The sequence below is a fragment of the Rhodococcus sp. Z13_19A genome (assembly GCF_058133575.1).
Window position 1 is genome coordinate 254,304 of the sequence record NZ_JBYUNN010000001.1, and the last position, 21,091, is coordinate 275,394.

General features: G+C 68.7%; 34 protein-coding genes and 1 pseudogene. 4 read left to right on the top strand and 31 right to left on the bottom strand.

Annotation, left to right across the window (positions count from 1 at the left end; all coding sequences use genetic code 11):
* Nucleotides 1-65: 65 nt before the first annotated feature.
* The 30 genes from AC3YNX_RS01195 to rpsJ form a co-directional block, all read right to left on the bottom strand.
* Complete coding sequence (locus AC3YNX_RS01195) at nucleotides 66-1,133, bottom strand: DNA-directed RNA polymerase subunit alpha (protein WP_127783962.1); 1,068 nt, start codon at nucleotides 1,131-1,133, stop codon at nucleotides 66-68.
* Between the two features lie 182 nt (nucleotides 1,134-1,315).
* On the bottom strand, nucleotides 1,316-1,921 hold the full coding sequence (gene rpsD, locus AC3YNX_RS01200; RefSeq protein ID WP_127783963.1) for a 30S ribosomal protein S4: 606 nt from the start codon (nucleotides 1,919-1,921) through the stop codon (nucleotides 1,316-1,318).
* A gap of 21 nt (nucleotides 1,922-1,942) precedes the next feature.
* Nucleotides 1,943-2,359, bottom strand: coding sequence for a 30S ribosomal protein S11 (gene rpsK / locus AC3YNX_RS01205; protein ID WP_127783964.1), 417 nt, complete (start codon nucleotides 2,357-2,359; stop codon nucleotides 1,943-1,945).
* A 3-nt stretch (nucleotides 2,360-2,362) separates the two neighbouring features.
* Nucleotides 2,363-2,737: a 30S ribosomal protein S13 gene (rpsM, locus tag AC3YNX_RS01210; protein ID WP_127783965.1), complete on the bottom strand. Its 375-nt coding sequence runs from the start codon at nucleotides 2,735-2,737 to the stop codon at nucleotides 2,363-2,365.
* A gap of 203 nt (nucleotides 2,738-2,940) precedes the next feature.
* Complete coding sequence (gene rpmJ / locus AC3YNX_RS01215) at nucleotides 2,941-3,054, bottom strand: 50S ribosomal protein L36 (protein ID WP_084521119.1); 114 nt, start codon at nucleotides 3,052-3,054, stop codon at nucleotides 2,941-2,943.
* Nucleotides 3,055-3,118: 64 nt separating this feature from the next.
* Nucleotides 3,119-3,340, bottom strand: a complete 222-nt coding sequence (gene infA / locus AC3YNX_RS01220; RefSeq protein WP_029136093.1) for a translation initiation factor IF-1 — start codon at nucleotides 3,338-3,340, stop codon at nucleotides 3,119-3,121.
* A gap of 252 nt (nucleotides 3,341-3,592) precedes the next feature.
* Nucleotides 3,593-4,390: a type I methionyl aminopeptidase gene (gene map, locus AC3YNX_RS01225; protein WP_489994378.1), complete on the bottom strand. Its 798-nt coding sequence runs from the start codon at nucleotides 4,388-4,390 to the stop codon at nucleotides 3,593-3,595.
* Nucleotides 4,390-4,944, bottom strand: coding sequence for an adenylate kinase (locus AC3YNX_RS01230; protein ID WP_489981886.1), 555 nt, complete (start codon nucleotides 4,942-4,944; stop codon nucleotides 4,390-4,392). The genes map and AC3YNX_RS01230 overlap by 1 nt, the downstream gene beginning before the upstream one ends.
* Nucleotides 4,944-6,269, bottom strand: a complete 1,326-nt coding sequence (gene secY, locus AC3YNX_RS01235; RefSeq protein ID WP_127783968.1) for a preprotein translocase subunit SecY — start codon at nucleotides 6,267-6,269, stop codon at nucleotides 4,944-4,946. The genes AC3YNX_RS01230 and secY overlap by 1 nt, the downstream gene beginning before the upstream one ends.
* 233 nt (nucleotides 6,270-6,502) lie before the next feature.
* Nucleotides 6,503-6,949 carry a 50S ribosomal protein L15 gene (gene rplO / locus AC3YNX_RS01240; RefSeq protein ID WP_127783969.1) on the bottom strand — a complete coding sequence of 149 codons (447 nt, stop codon included), beginning with the start codon at nucleotides 6,947-6,949 and terminating at the stop codon, nucleotides 6,503-6,505.
* On the bottom strand, nucleotides 6,946-7,158 hold the full coding sequence (rpmD, locus tag AC3YNX_RS01245) for a 50S ribosomal protein L30 (protein ID WP_127783970.1): 213 nt from the start codon (nucleotides 7,156-7,158) through the stop codon (nucleotides 6,946-6,948). Before rpmD ends, rplO begins: the two co-directional genes overlap by 4 nt.
* Before the next feature lie 5 nt (nucleotides 7,159-7,163).
* On the bottom strand, nucleotides 7,164-7,781 hold the full coding sequence (rpsE, locus tag AC3YNX_RS01250) for a 30S ribosomal protein S5 (RefSeq protein WP_127783971.1): 618 nt from the start codon (nucleotides 7,779-7,781) through the stop codon (nucleotides 7,164-7,166).
* Nucleotides 7,782-7,842: 61 nt separating this feature from the next.
* Entirely contained in the window at nucleotides 7,843-8,268 is a 426-nt protein-coding gene (gene rplR / locus AC3YNX_RS01255) for a 50S ribosomal protein L18 (protein WP_127783972.1), read from the bottom strand.
* Nucleotide 8,269: 1 nt separating this feature from the next.
* The gene (gene rplF / locus AC3YNX_RS01260) at nucleotides 8,270-8,809 is read right to left on the bottom strand and encodes a 50S ribosomal protein L6 (protein ID WP_127783973.1); all 540 of its coding nucleotides are present in this window, start codon (nucleotides 8,807-8,809) and stop codon (nucleotides 8,270-8,272) included.
* A 12-nt stretch (nucleotides 8,810-8,821) separates the two neighbouring features.
* Nucleotides 8,822-9,220, bottom strand: a complete 399-nt coding sequence (gene rpsH, locus AC3YNX_RS01265; RefSeq protein WP_127783974.1) for a 30S ribosomal protein S8 — start codon at nucleotides 9,218-9,220, stop codon at nucleotides 8,822-8,824.
* A gap of 129 nt (nucleotides 9,221-9,349) precedes the next feature.
* Entirely contained in the window at nucleotides 9,350-9,535 is a 186-nt protein-coding gene (locus AC3YNX_RS01270; RefSeq protein ID WP_127783975.1) for a type Z 30S ribosomal protein S14, read from the bottom strand.
* Nucleotides 9,536-9,537: 2 nt separating this feature from the next.
* Nucleotides 9,538-10,080: a 50S ribosomal protein L5 gene (rplE, locus tag AC3YNX_RS01275; RefSeq protein WP_127784924.1), complete on the bottom strand. Its 543-nt coding sequence runs from the start codon at nucleotides 10,078-10,080 to the stop codon at nucleotides 9,538-9,540.
* Between the two features lie 59 nt (nucleotides 10,081-10,139).
* Nucleotides 10,140-10,463 carry a 50S ribosomal protein L24 gene (gene rplX / locus AC3YNX_RS01280; protein WP_489994379.1) on the bottom strand — a complete coding sequence of 108 codons (324 nt, stop codon included), beginning with the start codon at nucleotides 10,461-10,463 and terminating at the stop codon, nucleotides 10,140-10,142.
* Nucleotides 10,463-10,831, bottom strand: a complete 369-nt coding sequence (gene rplN, locus AC3YNX_RS01285; RefSeq protein WP_127783977.1) for a 50S ribosomal protein L14 — start codon at nucleotides 10,829-10,831, stop codon at nucleotides 10,463-10,465. Before rplN ends, rplX begins: the two co-directional genes overlap by 1 nt.
* A gap of 146 nt (nucleotides 10,832-10,977) precedes the next feature.
* Entirely contained in the window at nucleotides 10,978-11,259 is a 282-nt protein-coding gene (gene rpsQ, locus AC3YNX_RS01290) for a 30S ribosomal protein S17 (protein ID WP_127783978.1), read from the bottom strand.
* 20 nt (nucleotides 11,260-11,279) lie between these two features.
* The gene (rpmC, locus tag AC3YNX_RS01295; protein WP_127783979.1) at nucleotides 11,280-11,519 is read right to left on the bottom strand and encodes a 50S ribosomal protein L29; all 240 of its coding nucleotides are present in this window, start codon (nucleotides 11,517-11,519) and stop codon (nucleotides 11,280-11,282) included.
* Nucleotides 11,519-11,935: a 50S ribosomal protein L16 gene (rplP, locus tag AC3YNX_RS01300; protein ID WP_127783980.1), complete on the bottom strand. Its 417-nt coding sequence runs from the start codon at nucleotides 11,933-11,935 to the stop codon at nucleotides 11,519-11,521. The genes rpmC and rplP overlap by 1 nt, the downstream gene beginning before the upstream one ends.
* 4 nt (nucleotides 11,936-11,939) lie before the next feature.
* On the bottom strand, nucleotides 11,940-12,767 hold the full coding sequence (rpsC, locus tag AC3YNX_RS01305) for a 30S ribosomal protein S3 (protein WP_127783981.1): 828 nt from the start codon (nucleotides 12,765-12,767) through the stop codon (nucleotides 11,940-11,942).
* Entirely contained in the window at nucleotides 12,767-13,201 is a 435-nt protein-coding gene (gene rplV, locus AC3YNX_RS01310; protein ID WP_127783982.1) for a 50S ribosomal protein L22, read from the bottom strand. The genes rpsC and rplV overlap by 1 nt, the downstream gene beginning before the upstream one ends.
* Nucleotides 13,198-13,479, bottom strand: coding sequence for a 30S ribosomal protein S19 (gene rpsS / locus AC3YNX_RS01315; RefSeq protein WP_127783983.1), 282 nt, complete (start codon nucleotides 13,477-13,479; stop codon nucleotides 13,198-13,200). Before rpsS ends, rplV begins: the two co-directional genes overlap by 4 nt.
* Nucleotides 13,480-13,496: 17 nt before the next feature.
* Nucleotides 13,497-14,333 (bottom strand): 50S ribosomal protein L2, encoded by an 837-nt coding sequence (rplB, locus tag AC3YNX_RS01320; protein WP_127783984.1) that lies wholly within the window; start codon nucleotides 14,331-14,333, stop codon nucleotides 13,497-13,499.
* 53 nt (nucleotides 14,334-14,386) lie between these two features.
* Complete coding sequence (gene rplW / locus AC3YNX_RS01325) at nucleotides 14,387-14,686, bottom strand: 50S ribosomal protein L23 (protein ID WP_127783985.1); 300 nt, start codon at nucleotides 14,684-14,686, stop codon at nucleotides 14,387-14,389.
* On the bottom strand, nucleotides 14,683-15,414 hold the full coding sequence (gene rplD / locus AC3YNX_RS01330) for a 50S ribosomal protein L4 (protein ID WP_127783986.1): 732 nt from the start codon (nucleotides 15,412-15,414) through the stop codon (nucleotides 14,683-14,685). Before rplD ends, rplW begins: the two co-directional genes overlap by 4 nt.
* Nucleotides 15,414-16,067, bottom strand: coding sequence for a 50S ribosomal protein L3 (gene rplC, locus AC3YNX_RS01335; RefSeq protein WP_489981887.1), 654 nt, complete (start codon nucleotides 16,065-16,067; stop codon nucleotides 15,414-15,416). The genes rplD and rplC overlap by 1 nt, the downstream gene beginning before the upstream one ends.
* A gap of 17 nt (nucleotides 16,068-16,084) precedes the next feature.
* Nucleotides 16,085-16,390: a 30S ribosomal protein S10 gene (gene rpsJ / locus AC3YNX_RS01340; protein WP_003938093.1), complete on the bottom strand. Its 306-nt coding sequence runs from the start codon at nucleotides 16,388-16,390 to the stop codon at nucleotides 16,085-16,087.
* A 594-nt stretch (nucleotides 16,391-16,984) separates the two neighbouring features.
* Here rpsJ and AC3YNX_RS01345 point away from each other — a divergent pair.
* The 4 genes and pseudogenes from AC3YNX_RS01345 to AC3YNX_RS01360 all read left to right on the top strand — a co-directional run bounded on the left by AC3YNX_RS01345 (nucleotide 16,985) and on the right by AC3YNX_RS01360 (nucleotide 20,723).
* Nucleotides 16,985-17,788, top strand: coding sequence for an alpha/beta fold hydrolase (locus AC3YNX_RS01345; protein ID WP_489981888.1), 804 nt, complete (start codon nucleotides 16,985-16,987; stop codon nucleotides 17,786-17,788).
* 17 nt (nucleotides 17,789-17,805) lie between these two features.
* Nucleotides 17,806-18,738: pseudogene (locus tag AC3YNX_RS01350) on the top strand (ATP-binding cassette domain-containing protein); the annotation flags it as partial.
* 248 nt (nucleotides 18,739-18,986) lie between these two features.
* Nucleotides 18,987-19,814 (top strand): ABC transporter permease, encoded by an 828-nt coding sequence (locus tag AC3YNX_RS01355; protein WP_489994380.1) that lies wholly within the window; start codon nucleotides 18,987-18,989, stop codon nucleotides 19,812-19,814.
* A 3-nt stretch (nucleotides 19,815-19,817) separates the two neighbouring features.
* Nucleotides 19,818-20,723, top strand: coding sequence for an ABC transporter permease (locus AC3YNX_RS01360; protein ID WP_489994381.1), 906 nt, complete (start codon nucleotides 19,818-19,820; stop codon nucleotides 20,721-20,723).
* A gap of 68 nt (nucleotides 20,724-20,791) precedes the next feature.
* On the opposite strand, the gene AC3YNX_RS01365 is transcribed toward AC3YNX_RS01360, so the two are convergent.
* Nucleotides 20,792-21,022, bottom strand: a complete 231-nt coding sequence (locus AC3YNX_RS01365) for an MbtH family protein (RefSeq protein ID WP_489994382.1) — start codon at nucleotides 21,020-21,022, stop codon at nucleotides 20,792-20,794.
* Between the last annotated feature and the right edge of the window lie 69 nt (nucleotides 21,023-21,091).

Consider the following 21,091-nt stretch of genomic DNA (forward strand, 5'->3'; position numbering starts at 1 on the left):
AGCTCCTCTAGGTCTCGCCCGACCCCGTCGCCGCGGGCGTGCGGCGACGGGGTAGGTGCAGCGGCTTACAGCTGTTCGGTCTCGGCGTAGTCGGTGTCGTCGCCTGCGGCGGCGTCACCTTCCTCGCCATCCTCGGTGTCGGTCCAGGTGCCGGTCTCGGCGTCGTACCCGGCAACGGTGGACGGGTCGAATCCGGGAGGGCTGTCCTTCAGGCTCAGGCCGAGCCCGACCAGCTTCACCTTCACCTCGTCGATGGACTTGGCGCCGAAGTTCCGGATGTCCAGCAGGTCCGCCTCGCTGCGGCCGACGAGCTCACCCACGGTGTGCACGCCCTCGCGCTTGAGGCAGTTGTACGAACGCACCGTCAGGTCCAGGTCCTCGATGGGCATGCTGAACGCGGCGATGTGGTTGGTCTCCGCCGGGGACGGGCCGATCTCGATGCCCTCGGCCTCGACGTTGAGCTCACGGGCCAGGCCGAAGAGCTCGGTCAGCGTGCGCCCGGCGGAGGCGATCGCGTCGCGCGGGGTGATGGAGGGCTTGCTCTCCACGTCCAGCACGAGGCGGTCGAAGTCGGTGCGCTGCTCGACGCGGGTGGCCTCGACCTTGTACGTCACCTTGAGCACCGGCGAGTAGATCGAGTCGACCGGGATGCGGCCGATCTCGGCGCCGGAGGCCTTGTTCTGCACGGCAGGGACGTAGCCACGACCGCGCTCGACGACGAGCTCGATCTCCAGCTTGCCCTTGTCGTTCAGGGTGGCGATGTGCAGCTCGGGGTTGTGCACCGCGACGCCGGAGGGCGCGACGATGTCCGCAGCGGTGACCGCACCCGGGCCCTGCTTGCGCAGGTACATGGTGACCGGCTCGTCCTCCTCGGAGCTGACCACGAGGCCCTTGAGGTTCAGGATGATGTCGGTGACGTCCTCCTTCACCCCCGGGACGGTGGTGAACTCGTGCAGGACACCGTCGATGCGGATGCTGGTGACTGCCGCGCCCGGGATGGACGAGAGCAGCGTGCGGCGAAGCGAGTTGCCGAGGGTGTAGCCGAAACCAGGCTCGAGCGGCTCGATGACGAACCGCGACCGGGTGTCGCTGAGGACCTCCTCGGAGAGCTCAGGACGCTGAGAGATGAGCATGGGTGGTGTTCTCCTTCACCGACGTCCGCCATATGACGCCGAAAGGGTGGCGCAGCCGCCGCGGGTGCGGGGGCCGTGGGACCGCCTGGCGCACACGAGGTGCACCGGGCGACCAGGGGTGGTGCACAGGCCCGGCCGTGCCCCCCACGCTGCTGCGTGGTGCGGCACGGCCGGACCGGGCATCACTTCGAGTAGAGCTCGACGATCAGCTGCTCGTTGAGCGGGATATCGATCTGCGCACGGTCCGGAAGCTGGTGGACCAGGATGCGCATCTGCGGTCCGACGACCTGGAGCCAGCCGGGAACCGGCCGGTCACCGAGGGTCTCCTTGGCCACCTGGAAGGGCAGGGTGGCCAGCGACTTCGGCTTGACGTCGATGATGTCGTACTGCGACACGCGGTAGCTGGGGATGTCGACCTTCTCGCCGTTGACGAGGAAGTGGCCGTGGGTCACCAGCTGGCGGGCCTGCCGACGCGTGCGGGCGAGCCCGGCACGGTAGACGACGCTGTCGAGGCGGCTCTCCAGGATCTGGAGCAGCACCGAACCGGTCTTGCCGGACTTGCGGTTCGCCTCGGCGTAGTAGCGGCGGAACTGCTTCTCCATGACGCCGTAGGTGAAGCGCGCCTTCTGCTTCTCCTGCAGCTGGAGCAGGTACTCGCTCTCCTTGATCCGCGCGCGGCCGTGCTGGCCCGGCGGGTAGGGGCGACGCTCGAAGGCGGCGTCCCCCCCGACGAGGTCAACGCGCAGTCGACGGGACTTGCGGGTGATGGGGCCGGTGTAACGAGCCATTGTTCTTCCTTTCCCTTCCCGCTAGACCCGGCGCCGCTTGGGCTGCCGGCAGCCGTTGTGCGGCTGAGGGGTGACGTCGGAGATGGTGCCGACCTCCAGGCCGGCGGCCTGCAGTGAGCGAATCGCGGTCTCGCGGCCGGAGCCGGGACCCTTGACGAACACGTCGACCTTCTTCATGCCGTGCTCCTGCGCCTTGCGGGCAGCGCTCTCGGCGGCCATCTGTGCGGCGAAGGGGGTGGACTTGCGCGACCCCTTGAAACCGACGTGGCCCGACGAGGCCCACGAGATCACGTTGCCAGCAGGATCGGTGATGGAGACGATCGTGTTGTTGAACGTGCTCTTGATGTGCGCAGCACCGTGGCTGACGTTCTTCTTTTCCTTGCGCCGAGTCTTCTGGGTCTTCTTGGGACCGCTCGCGGCGCGGGACTTGGGGGGCATCTCTTACCTAGCCTTCTTCTTGCCGGCGATGGTGCGCTTCGGGCCCTTGCGCGTGCGCGCGTTGGTCTTGGTGCGCTGGCCACGAACCGGCAGGCCACGGCGGTGCCGGATGCCCTGGTAGCAGCCAATCTCGATCTTGCGACGAATGTCGGCCTGCACCTCGCGGCGCAGGTCACCCTCGACCTTGAGGGACTCCTCGATGTACTCCCTCAGCTTGGTGAGGTCAGTGTCGCTGAGGTCCTTGGTGCGCAGGTCGAAGCTGATGCCAGTGGCATTCAGGATCTCCTGCGACTTCGTACGGCCGATGCCGTAGATGTAGGTGAGCGCGATCTCCATCCGCTTGTCGCGGGGGAGGTCGACGCCTGCGAGCCGTGCCATACGGCGTGTCCTTCCAGTTGTCCGGAGGTCTGCTCCTCGTCCGTCCCGGTTCGACCGACGCCGACCGTGTCGGCGCCACCGGGCCCCGGCCTCCGGGCCGAGGGTGTACTGAGTCGGCCCGTTCCCGGGACGCCCAGCTGGTGCGGGGAGTGATGTGGTGCTGTCGCGTCAGATCGACTGCGAGGGTGGTGCGGTGAAGCTGCTCAGCCCTGGCGCTGCTTGTGGCGCAGGTTCTCGCAGATCACCATGACCCGACCGTTGCGGCGGATCACCTTGCACTTCTCACAGATCTTCTTGACGCTGGGGTTGACCTTCACGTCTGTTGCTCTCCTGGTCGGTTGCTGCTTGCTGGGGACGCGCCACGGGCGCGCGCAACGACTGCTACTTGTAGCGGTAGACGATGCGCCCGCGGGAGAGGTCGTAGGGAGAAAGCTCCACGACCACCCTGTCCTCAGGCAGGATGCGGATGTAGTGCTGCCGCATCTTACCGCTGATGTGCGCGAGAACCCGGTGGCCGTTTTCCAGCTCCACGCGGAACATCGCGTTCGGCAGTGGCTCGACAACCCGACCCTCGACCTCGATGGCCCCGTCTTTCTTGCCCATGTCCTCCGCGATCCGTGGCAGTGACTTGCTGGTAACTCAACACCCCCGCCCCGAGCGCCGGTGACCGGTGCGCGGGGAAGCAGTCTCAAGTGGTGCGACAGGTGCCGGCGGAGACGCAAGACCTCGCGGGCACGCGCACAACCGGCGCACAGTGCGCGCCGTCGTTGAAGTCTACGCGGCGTGCCGGTGCAGGCCAAATGCGGGCCTGGGTGGTAGGTGCCGCGGCACCTGCGCAGCCCCCGCGGGCGCGAGTCAGCGGGGCAGCGTGAGGATGCGGGGACCGTCGACGGTGACCGCCACGGTGTGCTCCCAGTGCGCGGCCCGGCTGCCGTCGGTGGTCACCACGGTCCAGTCGTCGGCGAGCACCAGGGTGTCCTCGGTGCCCAGGGTCAGCATCGGCTCGATGGCCAGCACCGAGCCCTCCACCAGCCGGGGACCGGTGTCCGGCGGACCCTCGTTGGCCAGGAACGGGTCGGCGTGCATGACGCGGCCGATGCCGTGGCCACCGTAGCCGTCGACGATGCCGTAGTGGCGACCGTCGCGCTGCTCCGCGGCCCGGGTGCCCAGCTCGATGGCGTGCGAGACGTCGCCGAGCCGGTTGCCCACCACCATGGCGGCGATGCCGGCCTCCATCGAGGTGCGGCACGCCTCGGACAGCTGCAGGTCCTCCTCGCGGGCGCCGGGGCCGACCACGAAGGTGACGGCGGAGTCGCCGTGCCAGCCGTCGACGATGGCACCGCAGTCGATGGACACGAGGTCGCCGTCGGCGAGCACCTCCTCGCTGGAGGGGATGCCGTGCACCACGCGGTCGTTGACCGAGGAACAGATGGTGGCCGGGAAGCCGTGGTAGCCCAGGAAGGAGGGCTCGGCACCAGCGTCGGCCATCACCTGGGCCGAGACCTCGTCGAGCTCAGCGGTGCTGACACCGGGACGGGCGGCCTCGTGCACCGCGGCCAGTGCAGCCGCGACGACCGAGCCCGCCAGCGCCATCGCGTCCAGCTCGCCGGGGGTCCGCGCGGGCACCACCTTGCGCCTGCGCAGCCGCACCATCAGCTGGTGCGGGTGCGCAGCGCCCGCAGTGCCCGCTGGGAGACCTCACCGACCTCGCCGACCGCGTCCACGACAACCAGCTGGTCGGCGTAGTGCTCCAGCAGCGGGGCCGTCTCGTCCCGGTACACGCGCATGCGGCGCCGGATGACGGCCTCGGTGTCGTCGGCGCGACCGCGGGCGAGCATGCGCTGCACCACCACGTCCTCGGTGACGCGCAGCTCGAGCACCGCGTCCAGCGGACGGCCCAGCTCTTCGAGGATGTTGGCCAGCACCTCGGCCTGGCCCACGGTGCGCGGGAAGCCGTCGAGCAGGAATCCCTGCGCAGCATCCGGCTCGGCCAGCCGCTCGCGGACCATCTCGATGGTCACCTCGTCCGGGACCAGGTCACCGGCCTCCACGTACTTCTTGGCCTCCTGGCCCAGCGGCGTCCCCTCCCCCATGTGCGCGCGAAAGAGGTCACCGGTGGAGATGTGCGGAACGCCGAGCTCGGCCGACAGCAGAGCAGCCTGGGTTCCCTTTCCCGCTCCGGGCGGGCCGACAAGGACGAGTCTCACTACTTCAGGAACCCTTCGTAGTTGCGCTGCATGAGCTGGCTCTCAATCTGCTTCACGGTGTCCAGACCGACACCGACCATGATCAGCACGGCCGTGCCACCGAACGGGAAGTTCTGCCCACCGCCGCTGCCGAGGTCCAGGAACAGGTTGGGCAGGACGGCCACGATACCCAGGTACAGCGACCCGAACAGCGTGATGCGTCCCAGCACGAAGCTGAGGTACTCGGCGGTGGGCCGGCCCGGGCGGATGCCGGGGATGAACCCGCCGAACTTCTTCATCTCGTCCGCGCGGTCCTCCGGGTTGAAGGTGATCGCCACGTAGAAGTACGTGAAGAACACGATCAGCGCGAAGTACAGCAGGATGTACGGCCCGCTGGACGGGCGGATCAGGTAGTCGTTGATGAACCGCTGCCACCAGGAGACGGACCCGTCGGTGGACGCCGTCAGCTGCGCGACCAGGTTCGGCAGGTACAACAGCGACGATGCGAAGATCACCGGGATCACGCCGGCCTGGTTCACCTTCAGCGGCAGGTACGTGGACGTGCCCCCGTACATGCGGCGGCCGACCATCCGCTTGGCGTACTGCACCGGGATGCGGCGCTGGCCCTGCTCGACGAAGACGACGCTGGCGAAGATGGCCAGGGCGGCCAGGCAGACCAGCGCGAAGACCAGTCCCCCGCGGCTGTCCAGCACGTTCTTGCCCTCGGTGGGGATCTGGGCGCCGATCGAGGTGAAGATCAGCAGCGACATGCCGTTGCCGATGCCGCGGTCGGTGATCAGCTCACCCAGCCACATGATCACCGCGGTGCCGGCGGTCATCACGATCACCACCACCAGCATGGTGAAGATGTCGCCGCCGGGGATGGCCGGGTACAGGTCGTTGTCGCAGCCCTGGAACAGCTGTCCACGGGTGGCCAGGGCCACGATGCCGGTGGACTGCAGGACCGCGAGGGCGATCGTCAGGTAACGGGTGTACTGCGTCATCTTGGCCTGGCCCGACTGGCCCTCCTTCTGCAGCGCCTCGAACCGTGGGATGACCACGGTGAGCAGCTGCACGATGATGCTCGCGGTGATGTAGGGCATGATGCCCAGCGCGAACACGGAGAGCTGGAGCAGGGCACCGCCGCTGAAGAGGTTGATCAGCGAGTAGATGCTCTGGCTGTCGCCACCGCTGACCTCCTTGAGGCAGGTCTGGATGTTGACGTAGGAGACGCCGGGCGACGGCAGCGTGGTACCCAGGCGGTAGATCGCGAGGATCCCCAGGGTGAAGAGGATCTTCCGCCTCAGGTCACGGGTCTTGAAGGCAGAGACGAAGGCGGAGAGCACTGATCCTCCTGGCAGCTTCGGGCGGACTAGCTCTGCCCCTGCTTAGCATTGGGATACGACGGGCAAGGCGACCCTGTGCGGGCGCCGACTAGTTGACTCTAACAGCCCCTCATCTCACCACACGGGCGGTGCGACGGAGGCAGCTGGGCCAGAAACGCGCTGACCGTGGCCGCCCTGCGAGTTCGCAGGCCGACCACGGTCAGCAGCACGTGCGGTGTTACCGGTTCACCTGCTCAGAGCAGGGTGACGCTGCCACCGGCAGCCTCGATCTTCTCCTTGGCGGAACCGGAGCACTTGTTGGCAGTCACCTGCAGCGTCACCGAGCCGAGGTCCCCGTCACCGAGGATCTTGACCAGCTGGTTGCGGCGGACCGCGCCAGCGGCGACGAGCTCGTCGACGCCGATGGTGCCCCCCTGGGGGAACAGCCGCGCGAGGTCGGCCACGTTGACGACCTGGTACTCGACGCGGTTGCGGTTGGTGAAGCCCTTGAGCTTCGGCAGCCGCATGTGCAGCGGCATCTGGCCACCCTCGAACGCGGCGGGCACGTTCTTGCGGGCCTTGGTGCCCTTGGTGCCGCGGCCGGCGGTCTTGCCGCGCTTGCCGCCCTCACCGCGACCGACGCGGATCTTGTCCTGCTTGGCGCCCGGTGCGGGCCGCAGGTGGTGAAGCTTGATGGTCATTGCGAGCTCTCCTTACCGGATCCTGCAGCGCTGACCGTCTCGACCGTCACCAGGTGGGCGACGGTGGAGATCATGCCCCGGACCTCCGGGGAGTCCGGCCGGACCACGGACTGCCGGATCTTGTGCAGCCCGAGCGTGCGCAGGGTGTTGCGCTGGTTCTGCTTCGTGCCGATGGTGCTGCGCACCTGAGTGACCAGGAGGTCTGCCATGGTGATCAGGCCCCCTGTCCGGCGCGAGCGCGCAGCATTCCGGCCGGCGCGACGTCCTCGATGGGCAGGCCACGGCGGGCCGCCACCTCCTCCGGACGCTGGAGCATCTTCAGCGCCGCAACGGTCGCGTGAACGACGTTGATGGCGTTGTCGCTGCCCAGCGACTTGGAGAGGACGTCGTGGATGCCGGCGCACTCCAGCACGGCGCGCACCGGACCACCGGCGATGACACCGGTACCGGGGCTGGCCGGGCGCAGCAGCACCACGCCCGCCGCCGCCTCACCCTGGACGGGGTGAGTGATGGTGGCACCGATCATCGGGACGCGGAAGAAGTTCTTGCGAGCCTCGTCGGAGCCCTTCTGGATGGCCGCGGGAACTTCCTTGGCCTTGCCGTAGCCGACGCCGACCATGCCGTTGCCGTCGCCGACGATCACCAGGGCGGTGAAGCTGAAGCGTCGACCACCCTTGACCACCTTCGAGACACGGTTGATGGCCACGACCCGCTCGAGCTGGGTCTTCTCCGGCGCCGCGCCGCGGCCGCCGTCGCGGCGACCGCCGCCCCGACGCTCGCCACCGGCGCCGCCAGCTGCGCCGGCACCGCCTTCACGCGCACGTCCCGGCATCAGGCTGTCCTTCCGTTCGTCTCGTTCATGGTGAGAGTGTGCTCCGTTGTCAGTGGGTGCATCAGAACTGCAACCCACCTTCGCGAGCTGCGTCCGCCAGGGCCGCGATCCGGCCGTGGTAGTCGTTGCCGCCACGGTCGAAGACGACGGCCTCGACGCCGATGGCCTTGGCCCGCTCGGCCAGCAGGGCGCCGACCTTGGCCGACTTGGCCTTCTTGTCGCCCTCCATCGCGCGGAGGTCCGCCTCGAGGGTGGAGGCCGCGGCGAGGGTGTGACCGGAGAGGTCGTCCACCAGCTGGACGTGGATGTGCCGCGAGGAGCGGTTCACCACCAGTCGGGGACGGGCCGGCGTTCCGCTGACCTTCTTGCGGATGCGGAAGTGCCGCCGTGCGCGGGACAGTCGACGAACCGTGGAGGCGTCCTTGCCGAGCGGCTTGCGCCGCTTCGACCCGGAGCCTGCGACGGCCGTGCTTGCAGTCTGGCTCATGTCACTTACCCGTCTTTCCGACCTTGCGGCGGATCTGCTCGCCGGCGTAGCGGACGCCCTTGCCCTTGTACGGGTCGGGGCGGCGCAGCCGGCGAATGTTCGCCGCGATCTGGCCGACCTTCTGCTTGTCGATCCCGGAGATGGAGAACCTGGTGGGGGTCTCCACCGCGAAGCTGATGCCCTCGGGCGCCTCGATGGGGACGGGGTGGCTGTAGCCGAGTGCGAACTCCAGGTCGGAACCCTTGAGCTGCACGCGGTAACCCACGCCGTGGATCTCCATCTTGGTCTCGTAGCCGTTGGTGACGCCGATGACCATGTTCTGCACCAGGGTGCGGGACAGGCCGTGCAGCGACCGGCTGCGCCGCTCGTCGTCGGGACGGCTGACGGCGACAGCGCCGTCCTCGTCCTTCGTGACGATGATGGGCTCCGAGATGGTGGTCTGCAGGGTGCCCTTGGGCCCCTTGACCGTGACGTTCTGGCCCTCGATGGTCACGTCCACGCCGGACGGGACAGGAACGGGGAGCTTACCGATGCGTGACATTAGTTGCCTCCCTCACCAGACGTAGGCGAGGACTTCCCCGCCCACACCCTGCTTGGCCGCCTGGCGGTCGGTGAGCAGGCCGGTGGACGTGGAGATGATCGCCACACCGAGACCTCCCAGGACCTTGGGCAGGTTGGTGGATTTTGCGTAGACCCGCAGACCGGGCTTGGACACGCGCCGGAGACCAGCGATGCTCCGCTCACGGGTGGGGCCGTACTTCAGGTCGATGACGAGCGACTGTCCGACAGCCGCCTCCTCGGACCGGTAGTCGGAGATGTAGCCCTCCCGCTTGAGGATCTCGGCGATGTTCGCCTTGATCTTCGAGTGGGGCATCACGACTGCGTCGTGGTAGGCCGAGTTTGCGTTGCGCAGACGGGTCAGCATGTCTGCGATCGGGTCTGTCATGGTCATTCAGGTGACCTGTGCACCTTTCCCGCCGCGGTTCCCTCGTCGGATCCAAGTGGAGTCAACGGGCCTACGGCGAAGCGGTTCGAGTGCGGACGGGATGTCCGCGTGGGGTGAGCTGAGCGGGTGCTCAGCTCACCAAGAGGACTTGCGCACGCCGGGGAGCTCGCCCCGGTGAGCCATCTCGCGCAAGCAGATGCGGCAGAGGCCGAACTTGCGGAACACGGCGTGGGGACGCCCGCAACGCTGGCACCGGGTGTACGCCCGGACAGCAAACTTCGGCTTCTTGTTCGCCTTGTTGACCAGTGCCTTCTTGGCCATGCTCAGTTCTCCTTGAAGGGGAAGCCCAGGTGCTTCAGCAGAGCCCGGCCCTCCTCGTTGTTCGTCGCGGTGGTCACCACGGTGATGTCCATGCCTCGAGGACGGTCGATCGAGTCGATGTCGATCTCGTGGAACATGGACTGCTCGTTGAGCCCGAAGGTGTAGTTCCCGTTGCCGTCGAACTGCGTGCCCGACAGACCGCGGAAGTCGCGGATGCGAGGGAGCGCGATGCTCACCAGGCGGTCCAGGAACTCCCACATCCGGTCACCGCGGAGGGTGACCTTCGCGCCGATCGGCATGCCCTCGCGGAGCTTGAACTGCGCGATCGAGGTCTTGGAGCGGCGGATCTCGGCCTTCTGGCCGGTGATCAGCGCCAGGTCGCGGACCGCACCGTCGATCAGCTTCGCGTCACGCGCAGCCTCACCGACACCCATGTTCACCACGACCTTGACGACGCCGGGGATCTGCATGACGTTGTCGTAGGAGTACTGCTCCTGCATGGCGGAGCGGATCTCCTCGCGGTACCGCTGCTTCAGCCGGGGCATCGTGGGGGCGGCGGCGACGGGGTTGTCGGTCACTGCGACAGAGCTCTTCTTGCTCGCCATCAGATGTCCTTCCCGTTCTTGCGCGACACGCGCACTCGCTTGGCACGGTCACCGCTGTCGTCGACGCGGTAGCCGACGCGGGTGGGCTTGCCGTCGGAGTCGACGACCATGACGTTGGAGACGTGGATCGAGGCCTCCTGCGTCACGATGCCGCCCGATGCCGCACCACGCTCGTTGGTGGAGACGGCGGTGTGCTTCTTGATCCGGTTGACGCCCTCGACCAGGACGCGCTCGTTCTCCGGGAAGGCCTGGATGACCTTGCCCTTCGCGCCCTTGTCCTTGCCGGCAACCACGATCACGGTGTCACCCTTGTGCACCTTCATCACAGCACCTCCGGCGCGAGCGAGATGATCTTCATGAACTTCTTGTCGCGCAGCTCACGGCCCACGGGGCCGAAGATGCGCGTGCCTCGCGGCTCGTTGTCTGGCTTGATGAGGACTGCGGCGTTCTCGTCGAAGCGGATGTAGGAACCGTCCGGGCGGCGACGCTCCTTGGAGGTGCGCACGATGACCGCCTTGACGACGTCACCCCGCTTCACCCCCGCGCCCGGGATGGCTTCCTTCACTGTCGCCACGATGATGTCGCCGATACCGGCGTAACGCCGGGACGAGCCACCGAGGACGCGGATGCACAAGATCTCCTTGGCACCCGTGTTGTCGGCGACTCGCAGTCGCGACTCCTGCTGGATCACTTACAACTCCTGACCTGCGTGATGCGCGGCGGATTTCCGACCCGACGCGCGCGGTCCAAACTTACCTGTCAACTTCTTGGGGCAACGAGCCGGGCTGGCTCCGCGAGGAGCCGGCCCGACCTTCGAGAGCCACCGGGCCTTGCGAGCTACCGGGCCTTCTCGAGCACGGACACCAGGCGCCAGCGCTTGGTGGCCGACAGCGGCCGGGTCTCCATCAGCCGCACGCGGTCGCCGACACCGGCGTCACCGTTCTCGTCGTGGGCCTTGACCTTGGTCGTACGACGGATGACCTTGCTGTAGAGCGGGTGCTTGACCCGGTCCTCCAGCTCGACCACGATCGTCTTCTCCATCTTGTCCGAGACCACGTAGCCCACGCGCACCTTGCGGTTGTTGCGCTCGCTCGTGGCAGCGGTCTGCTCCGTGCTCACTTCTGCATCCCTCTCTACCGTCACGCTGCACCCTCATCCGAAACCGGCGCCGGTGCGAGACCGAGCTCGCGCTCACGCATGACCGTGTAGATCCGGGCGATGTCGCGCCGGACGGTCCGCAGTCGGCGGTTGTTGTCGAGCTGGCCGGTCGCCGTCTGGAAGCGCAGGTTGAACAGCTCTTCCTTGGACTCGCGGAGCTTGCTGACAAGCTCCTCGCCGGTGAGCTCGCGGAGCTCTGCGGCCTGTGTTGCGTCTGCCATCAGAACTGCCCCTCCCTGGTAACGATCCGGCACTTCATCGGGAGCTTGTGCATCGCGCGGCGCAGGGCCTCACGAGCGGTCTCCTCGTTGGGGTAGCTCAGCTCGAACATGATGCGCCCGGGCTTGACGTTGGCGACCCACCACTCGGGCGATCCCTTGCCGGAACCCATGCGGGTCTCGGCGGGCTTCTTGGTCAGCGGGCGGTCCGGGAAGATCGTGATCCAGACCTTGCCGCCGCGCTTGATGTGCCGGGTGACCGCGATACGGGCCGACTCGATCTGGCGGTTGGTCACGTAGGCCGGCTCCAGGGCCTGGATGCCCCACTCGCCGAACGTGACCTGCGTGCCGCCCTTGGCGTTGCCAGAGCGACTGGGGTGGTGCTGCTTGCGGTGCTTGACCCTGCGGGGAATCAGCATGTCCTCAGCCCTCCGTGCTTCCAGCAGGCGCCACAGGTGCTGCCTCGCTTGCCGGGGCCGTCGTAGTTCCTGCCGACTCGGCCGCCGCGCGGCCGGCGTCGGTGCTGGTGGCGGTGGTGCCCGAGGCACCGGAGCGACGACGCGCACCGGTCGGACGCTCGCGCCGTGCCGGACGCTCGTCGGTGACGACGTTCTCACGACGGCCGCCGACGATGTCGCCCTTGTAGATCCAGACCTTGACGCCGATCCGCCCGAAGGTGGTCTTGGCCTCGTACAGGCCGTAGTCGATGTCCGCGCGCAGCGTGTGCAGCGGGACCCGACCCTCGCGGTAGAACTCCGAGCGGGACATCTCCGCACCGCCGAGGCGACCGGAGCACTGCACGCGGATGCCCTTGACCTGCGGCTGACGCATGGCCGACTGGATGGCCTTGCGCATCGCCCGGCGGAACGCCACGCGGTTGGACAGCTGCTCGGCGACCCCCTGGGCCACCAGCTGCGCCTCGGCCTCGGCGTTCTTCACCTCGAGGATGTTCAGCTGCACCTGCTTGCCGGTCAGCTTCTCCAGCTCGGAGCGGATGCGGTCGGCCTCGGCGCCGCGGCGACCGATGACGATGCCCGGACGCGCGGTGTGGATGTCGACCCGGACGCGGTCACGCGTGCGCTCGATCTCGACCTTGGCGATGCCGGCGCGCTCCATGCCGGTGGCGAGCAGCTTGCGGATCGCCACGTCTTCCTTGACGTACTCCGCGTACTGCTTGTCGGCGTACCAGCGGGACTTCCAGTCAGTGGTGATACCCAGCCGGAAGCCGTGCGGGTTGATTTTCTGACCCACTACTGAGCACTTCCCTTCGAGGCGGCCTTGGCGGCCGAGCTCCTACGGTTTCGAGGCGAGGCGTCGGAGCTGCGACGCGGCCGGCTCTCAACCTCGATCGTGATGTGGCTCGTGCGCTTCCGGATGCGGAAGGCACGGCCCTGTGCCCGGGGCTGGAAACGCTTCAGCGTCGGTCCCTCGTCCACGAACGCCGTGGAGACGACCAGCGTGGCGGGGTCCAGCCCGAGGTTGTTCTCGGCGTTGGCGACGGCGCTCGCGAGCACCTTGGCCACCGGCTCGCTGGCGGCCTGCGGCGCGAACCGCAGGACGGCGAGCGCCTCAGCCGCGGGACGGCCCTTGATCAGCTCGACGACGCGGCGCGCCTTCATGGGCGTGACCCGGACGTAGCGGGCCTTGGCCATCGCGTGCGGGAAAACTTCGTCTGTGCTGCTCATCGGCGGCGCGCCTTTCGGTCGTCCTTGATGTGTCCACGGAACGTCCGCGTGGGCGCGAACTCACCGAGCTTGTGTCCCACCATGGCGTCCGAGACGAACACCGGGACGTGCTTGCGGCCGTCGTGCACCGCGAACGTGTGTCCGATGAAGTCCGGCGTGATGGTCGATCGTCGGGACCAGGTCTTGATGACCTGCTTGGTCCCCTTCTCGTTCTGGACGTCCACCTTCGCAAGGAGGTGGTCATCGACGAACGGGCCCTTCTTAAGGCTGCGTGGCATCCTTCACTCCTCCCTGGTCAGCGCTTGTTCTTGCCCGTGCGGCGGCGCCGCACGATGAGCTTGTCGCTCGGCTTGCTCTTGCGGGTGCGGCCCTCGGGCGTGCCCCACGGGCTCACCGGGTGGCGACCACCGGAAGTCTTGCCCTCACCACCACCGTGCGGGTGGTCGACCGGGTTCATCACGACACCACGGACGGTCGGGCGCTTGCCCTTCCAGCGCATGCGGCCGGCCTTGCCCCAGTTGATGTTGGACTGCTCGGCGTTGCCGACCTCGCCCACCGAGGCGCGGCAGCGAACGTCCACGCGCCGGATCTCACCGGAGGGCATGCGCAGGGTGGCGTAGGTGCCCTCCTTGCCCAGCAGCTGGATGCTGGCGCCGGCCGAGCGGGCCATCTTGGCCCCGCCGCCGGGACGCAGCTCCACCGAGTGGATGGTGGTACCGGTCGGGATGTTGCGCAGGGGCAGGTTGTTGCCGGGCTTGATGTCAGCCTTGGCGCCTGCCTCCACGGTGTCGCCCTGCTTCAGCTTCGCCGGGGCGAGGATGTAGCGCTTCTCCCCGTCGGCGTAGTGCAGCAGCGCGATGTTGGCGGTGCGGTTCGGGTCGTACTCGATGTGCGCGACCTTGGCCGGCACACCATCCTTGTCGGCCCGGCGGAAGTCGATGAGCCGGTACGCACGCTTGTGGCCACCGCCCTTGTGGCGGGTGGTGATGCGGCCGTGGGCGTTGCGGCCACCTCGGCCGTGCAACGGACGGACCAGCGACTTCTCCGGGGTGGAACGGGTGATCTCAGCGAAGTCGGAGACGCTGGAGCCACGACGCCCGGGAGTGGTCGGCTTGTACTTGCGGATTGCCATGAGTCTTCTCAGTCCTCAGCTTGTCTGCCTGATTTCAACGAGTCCCGGCGCCGTCAGGCGACCGGGCCCCCGAAGATCTCGATGGGCTTGCTGTCGGCGGACAGGGTGACGATCGCGCGCTTGGTGTCCTTGCGCTTGCCGTACCCGAACTTCGTCCGCTTGCGCTTTCCCTGGCGGTTGGCGGTGTTGACGTTCTTGACAGTCACGCCGAAGACCTTCTCCACGGCGATCTTGATCTGCGTCTTGTTCGCGTCCGGCGACACCAGGAAGGTGTAGGTGTTCGACTCGAGCAGCCCGTAGGACTTCTCGGAGATCACCGGTGCCAGGAGCACGTCACGCGGGTCGGCAATCACTTGCTGTCCTCCTCGTTCTCCACGAGCTCACTCGAACGAGCCGACGCCGTGGCGCTGCGTCCGCGGGGCGGACCGGCGACGAGGGAGGCGAGCGACGCGCTGGTGAACACGACGTCGTCGGAGACGAGGACGTCGTAGGTGTTGAGCTGGTCCGGCGCAATGGGGTGCACGCCGGGCAGGTTCTTCAGGCTGCGCCAGCCGGCAGCGTCCTGACGGTCCAGGACCACCAGGAAGCGACGACGGTCGCTGATCGCACCCAGCAGCGTCTTCACGCCCTTGGTGGAGGGCACGTCGTTGGCCACGAGCTCGCTGACGACGTGGATGCGGCCGGAGCGGGCCCGGTCGGAGAGCGCCCCGCGGAGAGCGGCGGCGATCATCTTCTTGGGCGTGCGCTGCGCGTAGCTGCGCGGCGTGGGGCCGTGCACGACGCCACCGCCGACGAACTGCGGCGCGCGGGTCGAGCCCTGACGGGCGCGGCCGGTGCCCTTCTGGCGGTAGGGCTTGGCGCCACCGCCGGACACCTCCGCGCGGGTCTTGGTCTTGTGCGTGCCCTGGCGGGCGGCGGCCATCTGCGCCACGACCACCTGGTGCATCAGCGGGATGTTCGCCTGCACGTTGAACAGCGACGCGGGCAGCTCGACGGTGCCGTTGGTGCCACCGTCGACGGTGCGCACGGGCACGGTCAGGGACGCCTCGGCGGCGTCAGCCTTCTTGGTGTCGATAGCCATCAGAGGGCACCACCCTTCACTGCGGACTTGACGAACACGAGTCCGCCCTTGTTGCCGGGAACGGCGCCCTTGATGAGCAGCAGGCCGGCCTCGGCGTCGACGCGGTACACGGTCAGGTTCTGCGTGGTGACCCGCTCGTTGCCCATCCGACCCGCCATGCGCATGCCCTTGAACACGCGACCGGGGGTGGAGGCGCCACCGATGGAGCCGGGCGAGCGGTGCACGCGCTTCACGCCGTGTCCCGCACCCAGGCCGTGGAAGCCGTGGCGCTTCATGACACCGGCGGTTCCCTTGCCCTTGCTGGTGCCGGTCACGTCGACCACTGCGCCATCGGCGAAGAGGTCGGCGGTGATCTCCTGGCCGACCTCGTAGCCGGAGACGTCCTCCATGCGGAGCTCGACGAGGTGGCGACGAGGCGTGGTGCCGGCCTTGGTGAACTGGCCCGCAACGGGCTTGATCACGCGGCGCGGGTCAATCGCGCCGAAGGCCAGCTGCACAGCGTTGTAGCCGTCGTTCTCTACGGTTCGCACCTGGGTGACGACACAGGGCCCAGCCTGCACGACGGTCACCGGGACGATCCGGTTGTTCTCGTCGAACACCTGGGTCATGCCGAGCTTGTTGCCCAGGATGCCCTTCATCTTGTTCTCAGCCATCGGTCCTGTCTCCGCCGTCACTGGATGTTGACGTCGACGCTCGCCGGAAGGTCGATGCGCATGAGCGCGTCCACCGTCTTGGGCGTCGGGTCGAGGATGTCAATGAGGCGCTTGTGGGTGCGCATCTCGAAGTGCTCGCGCGAGTCCTTGTACTTGTGCGGCGAGCGGATGACGCAGTACACGTTCTTCTCGGTCGGCAGCGGCACAGGACCGACCACGCGTGCACCCGTACGGGTGACGGTCTCGACGATCTTGCGCGCGGACGCGTCGATCGCCTCATGGTCATAGGCCTTGAGCCGGATGCGGATCTTTTGTCCCGCCACGCTTGCCCTCTTCCTTGCTTGCCGCTTTCGCGGCAACTCACTGTCGTATGAACGCCATGCGGTGTGTCAGCGCCGACCAGCAGGCTGCGCTGTTGTTCTCGAACTGTCGGTACGACGAGCCCATGCCCGACGACATCGACCATCCACCAGCACGGGAACCACGCGCAGGCGCAGCACCGATCCACTCGCGATGTTCAACTGTCGGGCCCGCCGGTACACGCGGTCGGGTGTGTCGCGTTCACGCCCGAGGACTGAAGTGCCATCCTACGGGGATCACCCGGCGCCAGCTCGGCGTCTATAGCCGAAGCTCACACATACCCTGCCCACCACGGACAGCCATGGGATCCGCGAGGAACCCACGACCCATCACGTCGTGTCAAGGCAACCGCACCAGTATGCACGACGCGCCCTCGCACATCAAACCGCCTCCGGCCGCGGCACTCACGCCGGCGGCACCGCGCCGGATCGGGGTCAGCACACGGTCGTGCCTGCTCAGCCGGTGCGGCGCCCGGTCTCGTGGATAACATCTGTGGGCCCACACGCGATGAGACAGGATGTCCGCTTCCCTACCCCCTGCTGCGTCCGGAGGACCCCGTGCCCGTCGCGACGCTGAACGGCATCCGGCTGAGCTACGCGGTGTCCGGCGAGGGGCCGCTGGTGGTCCTGGTGATGGGCAGCGGAAGCCCGGGGCGAGTGTGGGACCTGCACCAGACGCCCGCGCTGGAGGCGGCCGGCTACCGGGTGGCCCGGGTGGACAACCGAGGCATCGCGCCCAGCGACGAGTGCCCCGAGGGCTTCACCATCGCCGACATGGCCGCCGACACCGCCGCGCTGATCGAGCACCTCGGCGCCCCAGCGGCGGTGGTGGGCACCTCGCTGGGGGCCCGGATCACCCAGGAGCTGGCGCTGACCCGCCCCGAGCTGGTCTCCCGGGCGGTGCTGTTCACTGCGCACGCCCGGCTGCGTCCCGCCCAGGCCGCCCTGTCGGCGGCGGAGGCGGAGCTGGCCGAGACCGGGCAGCGGGTGTCCCCGCGGTACTCCGCAGCGGTCACTGCGGCGCTAAACCTCTCCCCCCGCACGCTCGCCGACCCGTCCACCTGCCAGGAGTGGCTGGACGTCCTGGAGTTCTCCGCCGCCACCGGCGGGCCCGGGACGGCCGCACAGCTGCGGCTGGACAACGGCTTCGACCGCCGGAGCGCCTACCGCGGCATCCGGGTGCCCACGATGGTCGTGGCCTTCGCCGACGACCGGGTGATCGACCCCCAGCTGTGCCGCGAGGTGGCCGACGCCATCCCCGGCTGCCGTTACGAGGTAGTTGCCGACGCAGGGCACTTCGGCCTGCTGGAACGCCCCGAGCCGGCAAACGCCCTGCTGCTGGAATTCCTTTCCGGCCGCTGACCACAGGAGGAAGCGACATGCCCGATCCGACCGACGGTGTGACCGTGCAGGGGGTCGAGAAGCGCTTCGGTGACGTGCGCGCCCTGCGCGGCATCACCTTCTCCGCCCCGCGCGGCTCCGTGCTGGGGATTCTCGGTCCGAACGGCGCGGGCAAGACCACCGTGGTCAACGTGCTGACCACGCTGCTGCGCCCCGACGCCGGCACCGCCACGGTGGCCGGTTTCGACGTGGTCCGCCAGGCCGCGCAGGTGCGGCGCGCCATCATGGTCACCGGCCAGTACGCCGCGCTGGACGAGTCGTTGTCCGGCCGGGAGAACCTCGTGCTCTTCGGCCGCCTGATGGGGCTGGACAAGCGGTCCGCGCGGGTCAGGACCGCGGAGCTGCTGGCGGACTTCGACCTGGTGGAGGCGGCGGGACGCAAGGTGGGCGGCTACTCCGGAGGCATGCGCCGACGCATCGACATCGCGTGCGGGCTGGTGGTGCGACCGGACGTGGTGTTCCTGGACGAGCCGACCACCGGCCTGGACCCGCGGAGCCGCCAGTTCGTGTGGGACCTGGTGAGCCGGCTCAAGGACGACGGCATCACCACCGTCCTGACCACCCAGTACCTGGACGAGGTGGACGTGCTCTCGGACAACATCGTGGTGATCGACAAGGGCACGGTGGTGGCCGAGGGCACCGCTGACCAGCTCAAGGAGCGCACCGGCACCAGCTACTGCGAGATCGTCCCCCTGCACACCACGGACCTGCCGCAGCTGCTGGCCGCGCTGGGCCCGCTGGTTCCCGCGGGCACCGCGGCGGTGCCCGCGGGTGACCGGGTGTCCATCCCCGCTCCCCAGGGCGCCACCACCCTCGCCGAGGCGCTGCGCCGGCTGGACGCTGCGCAGGTGGAGATCGCCGACATCGCGCTGCGGCGGCCCTCCCTGGACGACGTGTTCTTCGCCCTGACCGCGCCGACCGACGCCGAGGCGGACCATGACAGCGTCGCCACGGACACCCCCGCCGCGCCACGGCCCCGCCCAGCGGGGTCCAGCCCAGCGGGGTCCAGCCCAGCGGAGTCCAGCACCGGAAACCTGGGCGACGGCGACCCCGGTGACGCACAGGTCAGTGATCGCGCGGCTGGCGGCGGTGAGGTGTCGGCGGAGGTCGGCGCGGGTGCGTCCCCGCCGTCGGGGCGCCGCGACGGTGGCGGCCCGGCGTGAGCGCCCCGGTGGCTTCCCGCGACAAGCCCGCCCCCTCCCCCCGCCCGCTGCACCACCACGCTCGGCCGGCGCCTGGCGGGCTGTCGCAGTGGCTGACCCTGGCCGGTCGGCACACCCGGGCCATGGGCACCAACGGCGAGCTGGCGGTCTCCCTGGTCGCGCCGCCGATCTTCGCGCTCGGCTTCGACCTGCCGCTGCGCTCCATCATGGATTCCCAGGGCGTCGACTACGGGCAGTTCATCACCCCGATCATCGTGCTGCAGGCGATGAGCTTCATCGCGGTCTCCTCCGCCGTGCGGGCCGCCTACGAGTCGGTGAACGGCATGACCACCCGGATGCGGACCATGCCGGTGAACCCCGCGGCTCCGCTGGCCGGGCGAATGACCGCCTCGGCCGTGCGGGTGGTGGTGTCGCTGCTGTCCGCGCTGCTGTCGGGCTACCTGCTGGGATTCCGCTTCGAGAACGGCGTGGACAACGCGGTGCTGTTCTGCGGCTTCGCCTTCGTCATCGCCCTGGTGCTGTCCATCGGGGCCGACGCGCTGGGGACCCTGTCGCACAACCCTGAGGCGACCAGCCAGATCCTCACGCTGCCCCAGCTGGTGCTGGGCATGCTCTCCACCGGCTACGTGCCCGAGGAGGGCTTCCCCGAGTGGATCCAGCCGTTCGTGCGCAACCAGCCGGTGTCGCACTTCTGCGCGGTGATGCGGTCGCTGGCAGAGGGCACCGGGGACACCACGCACGTGCTGCCCGCGCTGCTGTGGCTGGGCGGGCTGGCCGCGGCCTTCACGCTGGCCTCGGTGCACGCCAACCTGCGGAGGGGCTAGCCGATGAGCACTGTCACCCCACCCAGTCGCACCCCGTGGCCGCCCAGCCCCACGCCGCGCCCGGCCGTCACCCCGCCCGAGCCCACCGGCGCGCTGGCCTTCCTCGTGCCCACCCGGGCCGCACCCGAGCGGTCGCTGCGAGCGCTCGGACCGCAGAGCCTGCTGCAGGCCCGGCGGCTGCTCACGCGGTGGCTGCGCGACCCCTTCACCACCATCCAGGCGCTGGTCTACCCCGCCGTCACGCTGGTGATGCTCTGGGTGGTGCTCGGTGACTCGATCGCCGACGCCACCGGGCAGGACGCTCTGGACGGGCTGGTGCCCATGACCGCGCTGGTGGGCACCATGGCCGGGGCGGTGGCCGGAGCGGTGTCGCTGATGGGTGAGCGCGACTCAGGGCTGGTGGGCCGGTTCTGGGTGATGCCGGTCAACCGGGCGGGGCCGATCGTCGGCCGTCTGCTCGCCGAGATGGTGCGCATCCTGCTCACCACGGTGATCATCGTCGCCGTCGGGCTGCTGATCGGCTTCCGCTTCGACCGGGGACTGCTGGCCGGGCTGGCCATGGTGGGGATGCCGCTGCTGTTCGGGCTGGGCTACTCCACCCTGGCCACCGCGGCCGCGCTCTACAGCCGCCGGACCACCTTCGTGGAGATGCTGTCACTGGCCACCACCATCCTGATGTTCTTCAACACCGGGTTCGTGCCGCTGGACGCCTACCCCAGCTGGCTGCAGGGACCGGTGCAGTACCAGCCGATGTCCTGCGCGGTGGACACCATGAAGGCGCTGGCGGTGGGCGGACCCACGCTCACCCCGCTGCTGCTGCTGCTCGCCTGGACAGGAGGGCTGGTGGTGGTGTTCGGGTGGCCGGCCATCATCGGCTACGGCCGGGCTGCGGGAAGTGCGCGCCGCTGAGCCGTCCTGCTGAGCCCGCACAGCGAGGGCGCCCGGCGTGATCGCCGGGCGCCCTCGCTGCGCAGTCGTCAGCTCGCCGTGCCGCGGGCGTCGGCCTCCATCGCCTCGACGAGGCTCTTCGGCCGCATGTCCGTCCAGCTCTCCTCCACGTAGCTGACGCACTCCGCGCGGGAGGCGGTGCCGAACACCACGGTCCAGCCCGCGGGCACGTCGGCGAACTCCGGCCACAGCGAGTGCTGGTTCTCCTCGTTGACCAGCACCCGGAAACGGCCGTCCGCGTCGTCGAATGGGTTGCTCACTTGCCAGCTCCTTCTCGTTGTCACCTGTTCCGTGCCTGGCCCCGCGGGCCGCACGGCCGATCTGCTGGG